Consider the following 15483-nt stretch of genomic DNA (forward strand, 5'->3'; position numbering starts at 1 on the left):
GATGGTGGCCAACCAGGTCATGAATGCTCTCTAGCCGATACCTTTGCACTATAGCATCGGCGTGGCTCTGGTGAATCGAGATGCGAAAGCTGCTGTTTTCGGCGCCAAAGTTTGAGTAGTAGCTACTGCCAAGGGGCCAAAAGCTAAAAGAGCGCACTATTCCCCAGAATCCAAGCCAACGCTCCGTATGTAGATCGACTCGGGCGTCCTCAAACCGTACAAAGGCGTCATGGACCGGCACCTCCGTATGAGCAGGATCTGGGAGCCGTATCCGGACTGGACTTGTTTTGAAGCTTGGCCAGTGAACTAATTGTTCAAGTAGCCGTTGCGGCCCGCGAGATATAGTCGTCGACCGGCGTGTTCGGGAGGCCGAGCCTCCGCCAGCTCTGCTGCCCTCGTCAGCATCTTCGCCGTCTTCAGAATTCACCTCCGAAGATTCGACTGGTGTCTGAATTCTGACAATCAGTGTCTGATTGCGTTCCACCCATTGAGCAACAGTCGCATCACTCTCATTTGTTTCCCATGGATCTGCGTTGCGCTGGATGAGGCTGCAGTTGGCCGCATGTGGACGACAATAGAAATGCGCAATTCTTCCCCTCCTTCCCGGACTTGGATCGGTCTCTCGGCGAAAGTGAGCGGTTGATTCACAGCCCAAGCACTTCAGGTGGCCCCTAAAGGTCTCCCGCTGGGCCTCCGTGAGCAGCGAAATCTCTAAAGCGGTGTATTCGTGATTGGTTCTTCGATCCAGAGCTTCTTGCATCCTTCAAGTCCCCTGTGACTCGTTCCCGATGCTTCTAGATTAACTCCTGCTTGGACAACCGCGCCAGACCTATGCTTGTTCTAATCGGTGTTCCGGCTGAAAGCACTAATGGATCCGTATCGCGTCTGGTCTTTAAAGAGAGTACCACTGTCATTCGCTTGAAAAATCGCGGACGATGGTTTCTTCTGCAAGGTGCTCTCCGGCCGAATTCCGACCGAAGACATGCATTGACAGGCTAAGGCGAAGCGAGCTGCTTTAGCAGTACCAGTGCTTCCTTCTGCTTCCTGTCATCAAGCTGCGATAGCACCAAGATGGCTTCAGCCATTGTGTCCGAAGCAGCAAGAAAGTAAGCCGCGGGCAGATCCAGCAGTTCCGCAAGTCTCTCAATGGTCGCCAGATCGGGCTTGTGCATGCCTCGTTCGTAACGGCTGATGCGGGGAGCCACCGTGTTCGGGTCGTCCACGCCCAAAAGCAATTCCCCAAGCTGCGCCTGTGTCCACCCCTTAGCCACACGGGCGGCGCGAAGACGTTGGCCAAGAACAGTAGGCGTAGGTTGAGGGGCGGGCATCCGAGAACAACAAAGACGTTGACTCCCAGAAGTGTGCCGATCTAAGCTTAGCCGGTCATTTGCGTTCAACGCAAATATTCGTCGGAGAGCTTGTCGTATGGATATGAGGTGCTTTGGATTTCTGGGTCTTCTGGCGTTCGCTGCTTCTGCCGACGCTGCGCCGAGCCTGTCGTGCCAACTGCAGAGCGGTCAGTTTCCGGGGGAGGGGAAAGGGAAGCCCGAGGTCTCCGAGTTCATCTGGGCCACGGGTCATGGCTCTGCAATGCCTACTGGCCCCATCCGAACCAGCATCGGCCGCATCGACCACGTCGAAGGCCGGGACTACAAGCGCGCTATCAAGCTCGATGGAAAGCCGGTTCTGCTGCCTCCCGAAGCGCATAGCGTCATTGGCTTCGGCAAAGTCTATGACTTCAAGGACGCCATCGCTCTGGCTTACCTCGGCGAGCGTGAGGAGGACTCCTCTGCGCGGCCTAGTCAGATCGTGATCGTCATCAATAAGGCTGGGTCCGTGATCGATAGCGAAGTCCTGCCTGGCATTGCAACGAATCAGGGCAGTCACTGCCTACTTGTCGACTGATCAAGGAACTGAGATGAAGAGGATCTGGATGCTTTCGGTTGCTGCGCTGCTGGCGGCTTGTTCTGGTGGGCCCGGCAATGGCGATGTTGAGAAGGCCTTGGCCGTGTATTTCAAGGAAGCGACGGGAACGACGATGACGTTTGAGCACTTGAAGGTAGGAGAGTGCGTGCGTGGGGACAGCCCGGGCTATGCATGTAGTGTGACCGGAATCGCGCGATATCAGTTGGGCACTCGCATTGAGCAACAGCAGCTTGTCGGCACTTTCGTCATCGACAAAGTTGGCGGCAACTGGACTGTCGTAGACCGTCGCTGACGCTGGTCCTCCCCAACCATCGCTAGGAAGCTCGTATGTGGACCTTGTTCAAGGTAGTCCGCTGGATCATCACCGGTCTCTCGCTGTGGTGGCTGTGCAGCGTGGTGTTCGAAGAGGGCACGACGGCTGACGGAGCAGTCTTCGGCCTGATGCTGTTCGGGCAGCTGGTCTTCTGGCCCCTTGCGCTACTGTGGGGCTTGCCGTGGCTGTTCCGGCGCCGAGCGCCCCAGCTGAAGAAGCATAGCCTTGAAGAGTTTGAGCCCACGGTATCCCATGATCACATTGCCTTGGACCTCGGCAGGGACGCCATCTGGGTTCGGGACCCTGGGAAGGGCGAGCGCTATCTGCGGCGATCTGAAGTGCTCGCAATCCGCACTGGGGAATACAACTACAAGGGAGTGATCACCCATCGCCTGGAAGTCCAAGTCCGGGACGTTGTTCACCCGCTCTGGCTTGTCCCGTTCGTCCGCCACTCTGACCGTTGGCTCAAGAGCACAGCTGTCAACGAGACTGAGAGGGATGAATGGTTCGCTAGGATGAAAGCTTGGCTTACTGAAACGCGGACCATCTAAGCAGCACCAAATCCAGCGAATGCAGGTAGGCAGGAAAGCAGAGTGGTCCATCCTCCATGTGCGGAAGGATGGACCTATGTTGTTTCTTAGTCTTCGCTTTCCTCAGGCTCCAACTTGCTCAGTTCTCCCAGTCGCAATAAGCCGCGCTCGATCATGCTCTGCGCACAAGCAACACAGTATCGATCCCAGCCCCGGTCTTTTCGCACCCCTAGTCGAATGTCTCCGCGTTCGATCCTATGTTTACTGTTAGCTTGGCAGTTGTGGGCCTTCTTCGCCCTGTCTACCATTGTTGAGACTATCAAGGACTTAGTCGCCATCGAACAGCTTCCTGCAAACGCCTGCTGTAAGGGCATCAAACTGCCCCCGAATGGTGTCCAGTTCCACCTGTGACATCTCACTTCTTTCCTTTGGCTTCCGGCCGACCAAGGTGTTCGCCGCCTCGTTGAGAGAGGTGACTACCACTACGTAGTTGTCGCGACCAAGCCGTCTGTGATCCAACTCTCGCCCGCCATGTTTAATTCCGCGCTCATTTAGAATTCGTCCTGCGTGGAGTTGAATAAGCTCGTTAAGAGCGTCTCTGGCGGCCTGTCGTTTTGCTGCCTTAGGGACAGCGATGGGCTTGAGGGCTTGGGTGGTAGGATCAAAGTCTGCCGGGATTATTCCGCTCTGCTTCAACAGGCGAATGGCGTCTTCCTCTTCCTGCTTTAGTAGGTGGATTTCCTGCAGTTCCACCTCGGATTGCTCCCTGACCTCGGGCTTTCCATTGGTAGTGTCGCGAGGTGCATACTCACGGAGCTCCGTGGGATCTGCAGGATCCAGGCCTTCAAGAGGAAGAAGCTGGTCAAAGAAGGATTGGTCATCTTCGCTGAACTGCTGGAAGTCTCCCCACCTGGCGGCGATGTTGCCGCCCGCATGAAAGATCACACTGCCTTGGTTTAGAACGTCCCCAGGCGCATCTTGCTTGATTACGCGCATGATTCGCCCAACGAATTGGACGAATGGAGACAGGTTGGAGAACACACTAAGGACCGCCGCTACCGACAGGAACGGATGGTCAAACCCTTCGCCAAGTTTTCTGACCTGTACGATCACGTCCAGTTGATGATTCGCCAGCCTTTGCATGACTTGGTCATTCTTTTTACTCTCGCGGGAATGCACAAAGTCGGCCTTCCTTCCCCGTGCGCGATAAGCCTCCACAATCTGAATGCAATGCTCATAATTCAATGCCGAGGCGATTACCTTTAGGCGTGGCTCGCCTGTCAAGTTGCGGAGCCGGTCGAGCTCCCGGAGGGACGCATCAACAATGGTATTCAGCGTTTCTTCGGACGTTACGATGCTTCTGCGGAAATCCGCGTCCTCCTCACCTAGGCGACGGACCTCATCTAGGGAGACTTCTACCTCCGAATCGCCTGGTCGCCTGACATAGCGTAAGGTCTTCGGATTGAGTTGGATTGCTTTGAGCTGTTTAACATAGCCCGCTCTGATCGCCTTGAAGATTGGGTATGAGTAAACGATGGGACCGCTCATCATCTGGCCATCAGCTCTAAGAGGCGTGGCGCTGAAGTTCACGACCGAGGCTGCAGGGAATTTTGCTTTCAGGGCCTCATAGGTTGCTGCAACGCTATGATGGCCCTCATCGAAAATGATCAGGTCAAAGAAGTCGGCAGGAAGCGTTCGCAACCACTTGTTCCCATCGCCGGAAATCTGCTGGATATTTGTAATAGCAACGTGTGCGGCGTCAAGGTCACTTCGATTTGCATCGGTGCCTCTTATTTCCACTGGTTCTGGATAATTAGGGCCGTCCATGACATCGCAGCGGGCATAGAATAGCTTCTCGCTGCTAAAGTCGAAATCAGCTGCCAGCTGCGTCGCAATCGCAACGCCGGGAGCGATGATCAATGCTCGTTTCGATTTATACGCAAATGGAGTCAGCGTTATAGTTCCTGACTTTCCGCAACCCACTGGCAGTACTACGCTAACTTCTCTTATGTCCACGCCATCAGCTACATGCTGTGCTAGCGCCTCATAGGCTCCTTGTTGCGGCTCTCTGACCTTCGGATTTCCAGTAATGCGGGGTGCGACATCTTGGAACGGGCTAGACACGCTTGTTCTCCTGGATACGTATTCTGCTCATGCGAAGTTGGGCAGCGCATTCTCCCTGCGCCGTATTTGTCAGCATCGGCTGACGTGAGATGTCCATTGCGCGCGCGTGTAGATGTCGGCATATTTGTTGGCCGTTTTCATCCTGCGCTACAATCATCATCCTGACAGATACATCTGCCGGGCTTCTTGACGCCTCCTGCGAAATTTTACCTCCCCCCTGAAAATTCCCTGGCTGATTCGCCCTTCAGTCATGAGATCCTGCCTCAGGCAGCCCATCTGTTCAATAGTTTGATGCCTGTCACATTTTGTGGCGCGTCGCCGCGTGCTTTTCGGCATGGCCAGACTTGGCCATACACGTCGGGAGTACGGTCAAAGCAGACAGCGAAGCGCTAGCAAGAGCGCACTTAGGCATTGCCCTGCGGGCAATGCGTGCGCAAGAGGCTGTGCCCCTTGACCCCTTGGAAAAGCGCTTGCCAAAGCCTAAATCGTAGGCATAAAGGCAAGTGCGGGGGCCAGAACAAGGAGCATCAATGGCCATTTATCACACCAGAGTAAAGACCTTTAGCCGTGCCCAGGGGCACGCATCCACCGCTGCAGCAGCCTACCGCGCAGGCCTGCTCATCATCGATGACCGCACCGGTCTCCGGCACGACTACCGAAGGCGTGGGGGCGTAGTCGAAACCCGCTGCCTGGCGCCGGATGAGGCGCCTGACTGGGCTTTCGATCCTCGGCAGCTCTGGCCCGCAGCAGAGGCCTCAGAGCGCCGAAAAGACGCTACCGTTGCCCGTGAGTTCGAGGTGGCGCTGCCACACGAACTGAGCAACGAGCAGCGTTCAGATCTGGCGGCTGAGATTTCGCGCTGTCTGGTCCAGCGCTACCGATTCGCTGTCCAATCCAGCATCCATGAGCCGCAAACCGCTGACGGGCTTAACTACCACGTTCATATTTTGGCGACTACAAGGCGGGTTGACGCAGAGGGGCTGAAGGACAAGACCAGAGAATTAGACGGCGGCCCTTCGGGTCGAGGGGAAGTCGAGTGGATCCGGGCAATGGTAGGGGAAGCCATCAATGCCCATCTTGCTGCTGCAGGTATCTCGGCCCGTGTCGATCACCGTAGCCTTAAGGACCAAGCGGCAGAGGCCGCAGAGCAAGGAGATGAGCTCACAGCAGCGGAGCTTTCCCGTGCTCCAGGACTTCACATGGGCAAAGACGCGACGGCGCTTCATCGCCGAGGCGCCGATACAGTCCTTAAGCAGGGCAATGACGGAATTGCTCAGGCTAACAGCGCTGCTTGGGATCGCGCCGTCGCTGACTTGGCGGAGCAGGGCAGATTGATGGAACCGGCATCCGATCAAGCCATCTTGGTCGGCCCGCGCGCGGCTCCTTCGCATCCTGCCATCCAAACAATGCTGTCTTCCGACGTGGTGAGCCCTGTGGTTGAAGCGGTGAAGGGAAGTCTGCCAGTTGAAGCGATTGCCGATGACGAGGCGCGGCAGCCACAGGCCACCGCATCCAAGCAGGCGTTGAAGGCTGTGTTAGAAATTTGGGCCGAGGCGTGGATTGAGGCGCTTCGAGATAGGCTCAAATTCACGCGCAGGTTGCTGCGCAACAGTGCCGCTTTGATATCCGCTCATGTATCGGCGCCCAAGCTCCGTGGCGACTTGGAAGAGCTGCTCGTGCGACTGAAGAAGTTGAAGCGGGACGCTCTACGCTTCAAGCGTAGGCTGAAAGCTGAACATCGAGCCCAGCACATATTGGCCCAAGCAGAATTTGCCTTGGAGAACTTCGAAAGCCAGAACCCAAGGCCGGGCCTCTTGAATCGGTCGGATTGGTCGCGTCGCCGAGCGCGCCGGGTTCGGGCTTTCGAACTGGGGCGCCTGGAGTATCAACGCGCTCACGAGGCCACTGGCCCCGCCGCTCAGAAGGACTATAACCGTCAGACGGATGAGTCCCTCTCGCAGCTGGAGAATTGGAGTGAAGTGTTGCTGCGTAGATATCCGGTGTTGGGGGACGCGCCCACTGATGCTCCCGCAGCGACTATTCCTGCTGATGCCTTGCTGGCAATGAAGCAGAGCAAGGAGCCTGGTGCCCGGTTGCACTGACCGACAAGCGAAGGCCCCGGCGAGCCGGGGCTTTAGCCAACCTCGTTTCGAAAACTCAGTGGTAGGTAGGCCCGCGAGTGGGCTTGGACACTGCGCCACGGCGTTCTGTGATCATGTCGCTCAGCTGCACCTGATCGCGTTCTACCACGGCTTCTCTGACCCTAACGGCAGGTTTCAGAGTGTGGTCGTCAGCCGGGGGTTTTGGAACCATGCATCGATTAATCAGTTCGTCGGCGATTTCGAGGGCATGGATGATGTCCTCGATCCGCTCTTGAGTGTCTCGGGTCCGGTCTTGTGCGATCAACGGACACAGCACTCGACTAGCGATAGCCAACTTTCTCTCTAACGGCATATGAAGCTCCTAACGTGGGGGAGCTTTCATAAAACCATCATTTGCGTTGATCGCAAGACTTTGACCCCAATCCTGGGCCGCCTCCGCCAGTTGATGGCGTTGCCTAATCATTGTCGCCGCGATCCCCCGGGCGCTACGACGCCTTCGATGGCTTCCTCACGCGACTTGCTGGCGTCGTGGAGTGCGCGCTTTTGGCAAGAGCGACCGCTTTTCGTTCACGTGCAGCTGCATTGACCGCCCTCCGCTTCGCTCTGAGTTGCGCTTGCCTGAGAGACTGCGCTGCCTCTCCCGGCTGATAGACCGGCAGACCTTCGGGAACGGGGAGAAGCGCCACGGCGTCTGCGCGCGATTGGAGTGTCGGCACATCTACATAGGTTCCGAGCTCGCCGGGCATGTGCGCCTTGTGCCCCGTAATGGCTGCGGCAATAGAGCTAAGCACCCCCGCGTAGAGAAGTCGAGTGCTCGCAGTATGTCGGAACGAGTGGAAGCCCATGCCGGGCTGCATCATGCCCAAGCCAACAAGATAGGCGCGGAACTGATCTCCGAGGGCATCCCCGTAGCCTGCCTTCTTATGCCAAGGCAGGTGGGGAAACAGGCGCTCATGGCCTGCCTCCATGACATCGCGGGCATAGGTGAGAATTCCAGCATCCAAGAGGCGGGGATGTAGTGGGATGAAGCGCAGCGAGTTGGCATTCTTCAGCTTCTGGTCGCGATGGACGGCGCGGATGTGGATCCCCCAGATGCCGTTCACTTCTGCAACATCTTCCGCATAAAGCTGGCCAACTTCGTTGACCCGCGCCCCGGTGCCTGCCGCCAGCAGCACGCCCCAGTAGCGATCAGGTCGCCCTTTAGCCCAAGGCAGGAAATTCTCTGGGTCAAAGATCTTGTTGATCTCTTCAATCGTGAACTGACGGCGGGGCAGGGCAGCCACAGATTGTGCCGAGTTCTGCCGTTTGATCCCGTCCAAGGGCGAGCGCGCGATGATGCCGCTGGCCACTTGTGCGTTAAAGAAGCTGGCAAGCCGGTCTCGGTGCTTTCCGAGGGTCCGATCTGAGAGACCGGCAACAACGATGCCCTTATCTCTCTGCTGCCTGACCTTGGCCATGATCTGTGGTGCAGTCAGCTCTTTGTATTCACTCTTCTTCCTCGCATTGCTTGGCCAGTGATGGAGTCCTGTCAGAAACGCTCTGACTTGAGCTTCCCCGACCTTCGACATCAGCAGGTCAGGTCCTGCAACTTCCTGGAAGATGATGAGCGTGTTCTCACTATCTAGAAGATTGCCGGGTGAGGTCTTGGCATTCCTCAGGTCCGCCAGATACAGGGCGATGCGGTCGCATAGCGTGAAATCTGCGCGGGTGGGTCCATTGGGCAGTCCCACAACCGAGAGCTCAGGCAACGCCAAGCCTCTGATCGTTTCCAGAAGTGCTTGAGCATCTTCTCGCCCATTGACGTTCAGGCCGGTGAGCTTAGTCCCATTCGGCAGCTGGATGTTTCCGGTCCACTGGTTGATGGAGCCGCTGACGACTTTCAGCAGGTCTTCTCTATCCTTGTCATCCATGCGGCTACCCCTCCAGCGCTCGAATGCTTCGGAGAGTGCCACAGCCATGCGGGCCGCGACGAGGCGGGCAAGGTCAGCAGCAGACGGAGGAAGGCGGCGGACCAAGAAGCGTGAGCCGATAGCCTCGCGCAGGTCTACAGGAACAAGAAAGCGGACATGAAGTCCGCTAGGTCGGCGTAGAAGATAGGGCTTAGGCAAGGGGCGATACCTCAAAAGATCCTTTTGGAAAGATCGTTTTTCGGTATCGCGCCCTGCCAAAACCCAACAGAATCAGCAAGATACAGCTGAACTGCTTACAGATGGTGGAGGTGGGCGGAATTGAACCGCCGTCCGAAGGCACTCCATCCCCAGCACTACATGCTTAGCTCACCGTTGGATTTCGCCCCGGAACAGCACGGTGTGCGAAGCACATCCCGGGACAAGCCTGCTGTGTTCTAGTGCCGGACTGACAGGCAGCCGCCCGGCTCGATTCCATGATAATGACTCTACACTGCGAGCATGGACACAAGCAGTTTCGAGGCTCCGCCTAAGTCGGCAGAAGGTCACACACCACAGTTTTTAGGCTGCGAGGGCGACCGGAGCGTAGTTGTCGTCGTTGGCAACTAGAGTTTTGCAGCTGGATTTACGAGGAAAGCTACCCCCTCGGCATGCGCCAAGCGACTTCACAACCCCCGTCGAAACCAATGCACCCCCGGTTTCTACAGATGCTTGCAAGTACTGGCCAGAATCCGATGCGACGGGACACTGGCTGCCCAACGCGAGTGATGCTACGCCTGTTCGGCTGAATAGTCACGAAAAGGATCGGAAATTGGAAGCGAAGTCCGGCAGCTTCGTTGCCGGCCGCGCTATCCAAGGCAGTCAAGCGTCGCGGTTGCCACGGCGCATCACGCGCTGCTTCTCGATCGCCCACTCGCGGTCCTTGGCGGTGTTGCGCTTGTCGTGCTCCTGCTTGCCCTTGGCCAGCGCGACCTCGAGCTTGATCTTGTTCTTGCTCCAGTACATCGCCGTGGGCACGATCGTGTAGCCATCGCGTTCCACCTTGCCGACCAGCTTGTCGATCTCGCGACGGTGCAGCAGCAGCTTGCGCTCACGCCGGTCCACGGCCACCACATGGGTGGAGGCCTGGATCAACGGGGTGATCTGCGCGCCGATCAGGAAGATCTCGCCCTGCTTCACATAGGCGTAGGCGTCGATGATGTTGCCGCGCCCGGCCCGGATCGATTTCACCTCCCAGCCCTGCAGCGCAAGCCCGGCCTCGAAGCGTTCTTCGATGTGGTACTCGTGGCGCGCACGCTTGTTCAACGCGATGGTCTTATTGGCCGTCGCGTCCTTTGCTTTATCCTTGCCGCTGTTCTTGCTCATTTTCCTATTCTCTCCGATCCGGGGCCTCCGGGTCGATCACTGCAGTAGACCTGAAATGCCAATCATCCGCCGTAGCGCTCTCGTCGAGCATTCCGCCGCGCACATGTTCGACCTGGTCAACGATGTCGCCGCCTATCCACGCCGCTTCCGCTGGTGCTCGGATGCGCAGATCATCGAGCAGGGCCAGGACCGCGTCGTCGCCCGCCTGGACCTCGGCCTGGGCTCGTTCACGACCTGGTTCATGACCGAAAACGCGCTGGTGCGGCCCAGCAGCATCGATATGAAGCTGCGTGAGGGGCCGTTCAAGCGCATGCATGGCCGCTGGGAGTTTCATTCGCTGGCCGAGAACGCCTGCAAGGTTTCGCTGTCGCTGGATTTCGAACCGACCTCGCGCCTGCTCACCCCGGCGCTGTCGCTCGGTTTCAAGGGCCTGGCCGACCGCATGGTGAACGATTTCGTGCGCGTAGCCGACGAGCAGGGCTGAACGGTGATCCGCGTCGATGTGGTGCTTGCCTGGCCGGAGCGGGTGATCCAGCGGACGCTGGAGCTGGCCGAAGACGCCACCGTGGCCGACGCGCTGCGCGTGGCCGCGATCGAGGAGGCGATCCTGTGCCCGGCCATCGCAGTGCATGGCGTCCTGGCGCAGCCTGCCCAGCAGCTGCAGCACGGGGACCGCATCGAACTGCTGCGGCCGTTGCTGGCCGATCCGAAGGACAATCGCCGCCGCCGCGCCCGGGCCGCCAGATAGCAGTGTGCCGGCCATGCGGCCGGCACCTGTGGGGACGGGCGTCCCCTCCCGTACGCTGGAGACCGACCGTGCGCCTCAGCGTCCGCGCTTCTTCTTGTCCTTCGGCAGGTTGCGGCCGAACTGGCGGACGGTCTCCCGGGCCAGGGTGGCATCCTGCGAGGGGAAGTAGTCGCCATCCCAGCGGCTGACCACGTCGTTGTCAAAGTACACGGTGAAGTTCTTCACCTCGGTCCGCCCCAGGCGGTTGACCCGCTGGCTCGCCGTGTAGTCCCAGCGCTGGGCGTGGAACGGATCGGCGATGGACGGGGTGCCGAGCAGCTCGGTGACCTGTTGCTTGCTCTGTCCAGCCTGGAGCTTGGACACGGCATCTTCCCGGATCAGATTTCCCTGATAGATGGGTTGCTTGTAGATGATGCCGCAGCCCGTGGTGGACAGGGCAACGGCGGCGACCAGCAGGAGATTGCGCATCGGGAATGGCGGTTGGTGAAAACGAACCGATGATACACTCCCGGCGTGCCACCGCGACCCAATCCGAGGCAGCTGGCGCTAAATCGCCAATGAACGGAGACCTATGGAAACCCACGACCTGCGCAAAGTCGGCCTGAAGGTGACGCATCCGCGGATGCGGATCCTCGCCCTGCTCGAGCGCACTCCCCAGCACCACATGACCGCCGAAGACATCTACCGCCAGCTGCTGGAGCACGGTGATGAGATCGGCCTGGCCACGGTGTACCGGGTGCTGACCCAGTTCGAGGCCGCGGGGCTGGTGCTCAAGCACAACTTCGAGGGCGGCCAGGCCGTGTACGAACTTGACCGCGGTGGCCACCATGACCACATGGTGGACGTGGACTCCGGCAACGTGATCGAGTTCGAGAGCGCGGAGATCGAAGAACTGCAGCGCAAGATCGCCGCCGAGCATGGCTACGATCTGGAAGAGCACTCGCTCGTGCTCTACGTGCGCAAGAAGCGTCGCTGACGGGCGTTGCCTGACAGCCGGGCGCTGCCCGGCTGTTTCCATTCCCCTCAGCGCCCGCTCAGCCGGCCAGCAGTCTGCGCGCGGCCGCCCGGGCTTCCTTGCTGACCTCCACGCCGCCCAGCATCCGCGCCAGTTCTTCCTCGCGGGCCCGCGTATCCAGCTTTTCCACCGCACTCTGGGTCATGCCGTCCACCGGCGCCTTGCTGACGCGGTAATGCGCATGGCCCTTGGAAGCCACCTGCGGCAGATGGGTCACGCACAGCACCTGGCGCTTCTCGCCGAGCGCGCGCAGTTTCTGCCCCACGATATCCGCCACGGCCCCGCCGATGCCCGAATCGACCTCGTCGAAGACCATCGTCGGCACGGCGTCCAGATCCAGCGCGGCGACCTCGATGGCCAGCGAGATGCGTGACAGTTCACCGCCGGAGGCCACCTTGCGCAGCGCACGGGGCGGCTGGCCGGCGTTGGCGGCCACCAGGAACTCCACCCGTTCGGCGCCCTGCGGGTCCGGTTTCGCCGCGTCCTGCGGCTCCAGCTGGATCAGGAACTGGCCACCGCCCATGCCCAGCTCGGCGATGAGCTCGGTGGTGGTGGTGGAAAGTTCGGCGGCGGCCCGCTGACGGCTGTCGGTGAGCTTGCTGGCCACCTCGCGCCACGCCTGCACGGCCTTTTCCATCTCCCCGGCGAGCTTCTGCAGGCGCACATCGGCACCTCGCAGCTGCTCGACTTCCGCCTGCATGCGATCGCGCTGCAGGCCGAGTTCTTCCATCGGCACGCGGTGCTTGCGCGCCAGGTCGTGCAGCCGGCCCAGCCGGCGCTCGTTCTCCTCGAACTGCTCCGGGTCGGCGTCCAGGTCGTCGTGTACGCGGTCCAGCAGCACCAGGGCTTCCTGCAGCTGGATGCTGGCACTGTCGATCAGGGCATCCACCTCGCCCAGGCGCGGGTCATGCTCGACCATCCGGCCGAGGTCGCCGCGGACCTGCTGCAGCAGCTCCAGCGCCGAGGGCCCCTCGTCACCGCTGATGCGCGAGGTGGTGGTCTCGCAGGTGGCCAGCAGGGCGCTGGCGTGCGCCTGCCGGCGGTGGCTGGCGCCCAGGGCGATGATCGAGTCGGCGTCCAGGTCCTCGCGCTCCAGTTCGCGCAGCTGATGCTCCAGGAACCCGATGCGGTCGCTGACATCCCCTTGCTGGGAGAGCGTCTCGGCCTCGTCCACCAGCGCCTGCCAGGTCGCGGCGGCCTGCCGCACCAGGCGCCGCGGCTCGGCGTTGTCGGCGTAGGCGTCCAGCAGGGCCAGCTGCGAAGGGCGAGCCAGCAGCGCCTGCTGTTCATGCTGGCCGTGGATCTCCACCAGAAAGGCGGCCAGCTCGGTCAGCTGGGACAGCGTGACCGGGCGGCCGTTGATCCAGGCGCGCGAACCGCCATCGGCGCGGATGATCCGGCGCAGCTGGCAGTGGTCCTCGTCGTCGAGTTCATTTTCGGCCAGCCAGCGCCGGGCGCCGGCCTGGGCATCGAGCGCGAACTCGGCTGACAGCTCGGCGCGCGCAGCGCCGTGGCGGACCACGCCGCTGTCGGCGCGCAGGCCGGACAGGAAGCCCAGCGCGTCCACCATCAGCGATTTACCGGCACCGGTTTCACCCGATACCACGGTCATGCCGGGGCCGAATTCCAGTTCGGTGGCGCGTACTACGGCGAAATCCTTGATGGATAGATGTCTGAGCATGGGTTGCAGTCTCTGGAGCCGCGCAAAGCTAGCATGCAGGGCAGGTCGGTCCAATGACTTGCCAAGCCGGGGAGGGGGCATTATGTAGTGGCTGAGTCTCACCGGCTGATCCGATGGCGCGTTCCCATGACCACCTTGCTCCCCGTTCGCGGCACCTGCTGCGGACCCTGATCGCCCGCCACATCCAGGATGGCGAGCCGGTCGGGTCGCAGACGCTTGCGCGCACCGCCGGGCTGGATGTCAGCGCAGCGACCATCCGCAATATTCTGGGCGACCTGGAAGACCTGGGTCTGCTCAGCTCGCCGCATGCCTCGGCCGGGCGCATTCCCACCGCCCATGGCTACCGCGTGTTTGTCGACAGCCTGGTGCAGATGCAGCCGCCCGGTGAGCAGGAAATGGGCCGGCTGCGCAGCGAGCTGGCCAGTGGCGCAGGCACGCAGGCCCTGTTGGGCAGTGCATCAGAGCTGCTCTCGGCCATGAGCCATTTCGTCGGCGTGGTGAGCGCGCCGCGGCGCGAGCAGTTCGCGTTCCGGCAGATCGATTTCGTGGCGCTCGATGCCCGGCGCGTGCTCGCGATCGTGGTCTTCGCCGACAACGAGGTGCAGAACCGGGTGATCGAAAGCCGCCGCGCGTGGGAGCCGGCCGAGCTGGAGCGGGTCGCCAATCATCTCAATACGCACTTTGCCGGGCTGCCGCTTGCGCAGATCCGGCACCGCCTGCTGCACGAACTGCACGACGCCCGCAATGAAATGGAGCAGCTGCTGGCGCACAGCATCACCCTGGCCGAAGAAGCCTTCGCGCCACCGGCCGACGACATGCTGGTGGCCGGGCAGACGCGGCTGATGGGGGTGCAGGACCTCTCCGACCTGGAGCGCCTGCGCGAACTGTTCGAGCTGTTCGCCAGCAAGCGCGAGATCCTGCAGCTGCTGGAGCGGACCCAGCAGGCGCCGGGCGTGCGCATCTTCATCGGCGAGGAGACCGGGGTGGTATCGCTGGAGGGCGTGTCCCTGGTGACCGCGCCCTACGTGGCCGATGGCCAGGTGCTGGGCGTGCTGGGGGTGATCGGGCCGCGGCGCATGGCCTACGACCGGCTGATCCCGCTGGTTCAGGCCACCGCCGAGGTGCTTGGTGAGGCTTTTTCACCCACCGGACGTCGTCCGGGGCACCCTGGCGCTTGAAACGCAGCATCCCGCCCACACTAGGGGGGATGGAGGCGGGGAGTCACCGCCAGGGAAACGCACATGAACCAAGATCAGCACGATATCGAATCCTCCCCGTCGGCCGCCGAAGCCGACTCGACCCATCACGACCTGCTGGAGCAGCTGCGTGGCGAGCTGGAGCAGGTCAAGGCCGATGCACTGCGTGAGCGCGCCGACCTGGAGAACCAGCGCAAGCGCATGGTCCGCGACGTGGACCAGGCGCGCCGCTTCGCCAACGAGAAGCTTCTCGGCGAGCTGCTGCCGGTGTTCGACAGCCTGGATGCCGGGCTGAAGGCCGCCGGCGAGCAGGCCAGCCCACTCCGTGACGGCCTGGACCTGACCTACAAGCAGCTGCTCAAGGTCGCCGGCGACAACGGCCTGACCCTGCTGGACCCGACCGGCCAGCCGTTCAATCCGGAGCACCACCAGGCGATCAGCCAGGTCCCGGCCGAGGGCGTGGCCCCGGGCAGCGTGGTCACCGTCTTCCAGAAGGGCTACCTGCTCAACGATCGGCTGCTGCGGCCGGCGCTGGTGGTCGTGGCCGCGGACTGAGTCACGCGCCGCCCGGTCCGG

General features: G+C 60.8%; 15 protein-coding genes and 1 other RNA gene. 9 read left to right on the top strand and 7 right to left on the bottom strand.

The annotated features are described in order from the left end of the window. Window positions 1-995 precede the first annotated feature (995 nt). Entirely contained in the window at window positions 996-1328 is a 333-nt protein-coding gene (locus FHY09_RS10895; RefSeq protein WP_166926891.1) for a helix-turn-helix domain-containing protein, read from the bottom strand. A gap of 262 nt (window positions 1329-1590) precedes the next feature. Between FHY09_RS10895 and FHY09_RS10900 the strand changes: the two genes are divergently transcribed. Genes FHY09_RS10900 through FHY09_RS10910 form a run of 3 tightly spaced genes read left to right on the top strand, consistent with a single transcriptional unit; the run spans window position 1591 to window position 2790 of the window. After that, entirely contained in the window at window positions 1591-1905 is a 315-nt protein-coding gene (locus tag FHY09_RS10900) for a hypothetical protein (RefSeq protein ID WP_456362783.1), read from the top strand. 13 nt (window positions 1906-1918) lie between these two features. Next, window positions 1919-2218 carry a hypothetical protein gene (locus tag FHY09_RS10905; RefSeq protein WP_166926893.1) on the top strand — a complete coding sequence of 100 codons (300 nt, stop codon included), beginning with the start codon at window positions 1919-1921 and terminating at the stop codon, window positions 2216-2218. A gap of 35 nt (window positions 2219-2253) precedes the next feature. Next, window positions 2254-2790 (top strand): hypothetical protein, encoded by a 537-nt coding sequence (locus FHY09_RS10910; RefSeq protein WP_166926894.1) that lies wholly within the window; start codon window positions 2254-2256, stop codon window positions 2788-2790. 306 nt (window positions 2791-3096) lie between these two features. Here FHY09_RS10910 and FHY09_RS10915 read toward each other — a convergent pair whose 3' ends face one another. Next, window positions 3097-4893: a DEAD/DEAH box helicase family protein gene (locus FHY09_RS10915; RefSeq protein WP_166926895.1), complete on the bottom strand. Its 1797-nt coding sequence runs from the start codon at window positions 4891-4893 to the stop codon at window positions 3097-3099. A gap of 530 nt (window positions 4894-5423) precedes the next feature. Between FHY09_RS10915 and FHY09_RS10920 the strand changes: the two genes are divergently transcribed. Next, window positions 5424-6995, top strand: coding sequence for a MobA/MobL family protein (locus tag FHY09_RS10920; protein ID WP_166926896.1), 1572 nt, complete (start codon window positions 5424-5426; stop codon window positions 6993-6995). 485 nt (window positions 6996-7480) lie between these two features. Here FHY09_RS10920 and FHY09_RS10925 read toward each other — a convergent pair whose 3' ends face one another. The 3 genes from FHY09_RS10925 to smpB form a co-directional block, all read right to left on the bottom strand. Further along, window positions 7481-8905, bottom strand: coding sequence for a site-specific integrase (locus FHY09_RS10925; RefSeq protein ID WP_208407775.1), 1425 nt, complete (start codon window positions 8903-8905; stop codon window positions 7481-7483). A 300-nt stretch (window positions 8906-9205) separates the two neighbouring features. Next, window positions 9206-9598, bottom strand: a transfer-messenger RNA (tmRNA) gene (gene ssrA, locus FHY09_RS10930). Window positions 9599-9763: 165 nt separating this feature from the next. Continuing rightward, entirely contained in the window at window positions 9764-10267 is a 504-nt protein-coding gene (gene smpB / locus FHY09_RS10935) for an SsrA-binding protein SmpB (protein WP_166926898.1), read from the bottom strand. Between the two features lie 55 nt (window positions 10268-10322). Between smpB and FHY09_RS10940 the strand changes: the two genes are divergently transcribed. Beyond that, a complete protein-coding gene (locus FHY09_RS10940; RefSeq protein ID WP_166926899.1) occupies window positions 10323-10751 on the top strand; it encodes an SRPBCC family protein in 429 nt (142 codons plus the stop codon). Between the two features lie 3 nt (window positions 10752-10754). Further along, window positions 10755-11015 carry an RnfH family protein gene (locus FHY09_RS10945; RefSeq protein ID WP_166926900.1) on the top strand — a complete coding sequence of 87 codons (261 nt, stop codon included), beginning with the start codon at window positions 10755-10757 and terminating at the stop codon, window positions 11013-11015. A 75-nt stretch (window positions 11016-11090) separates the two neighbouring features. On the opposite strand, the gene FHY09_RS10950 is transcribed toward FHY09_RS10945, so the two are convergent. Further along, complete coding sequence (locus FHY09_RS10950; RefSeq protein ID WP_166926901.1) at window positions 11091-11483, bottom strand: outer membrane protein assembly factor BamE domain-containing protein; 393 nt, start codon at window positions 11481-11483, stop codon at window positions 11091-11093. Window positions 11484-11586: 103 nt separating this feature from the next. On the opposite strand from FHY09_RS10950, the gene fur reads away from it, so the two are divergent. Next, on the top strand, window positions 11587-11991 hold the full coding sequence (gene fur / locus FHY09_RS10955) for a ferric iron uptake transcriptional regulator (protein WP_166926902.1): 405 nt from the start codon (window positions 11587-11589) through the stop codon (window positions 11989-11991). A 58-nt stretch (window positions 11992-12049) separates the two neighbouring features. On the opposite strand, the gene recN is transcribed toward fur, so the two are convergent. Next, window positions 12050-13711 (bottom strand): DNA repair protein RecN, encoded by a 1662-nt coding sequence (recN, locus tag FHY09_RS10960; protein WP_166926903.1) that lies wholly within the window; start codon window positions 13709-13711, stop codon window positions 12050-12052. Between the two features lie 113 nt (window positions 13712-13824). On the opposite strand from recN, the gene hrcA reads away from it, so the two are divergent. Beyond that, window positions 13825-14889, top strand: a complete 1065-nt coding sequence (gene hrcA, locus FHY09_RS10965) for a heat-inducible transcriptional repressor HrcA (protein WP_166926904.1) — start codon at window positions 13825-13827, stop codon at window positions 14887-14889. A gap of 63 nt (window positions 14890-14952) precedes the next feature. Further along, window positions 14953-15462 (top strand): nucleotide exchange factor GrpE, encoded by a 510-nt coding sequence (gene grpE / locus FHY09_RS10970; protein ID WP_166926905.1) that lies wholly within the window; start codon window positions 14953-14955, stop codon window positions 15460-15462. The last annotated feature ends 21 nt before the right edge of the window (window positions 15463-15483 follow it).

The organism is Xanthomonas sp. 60 (assembly GCF_011761925.1).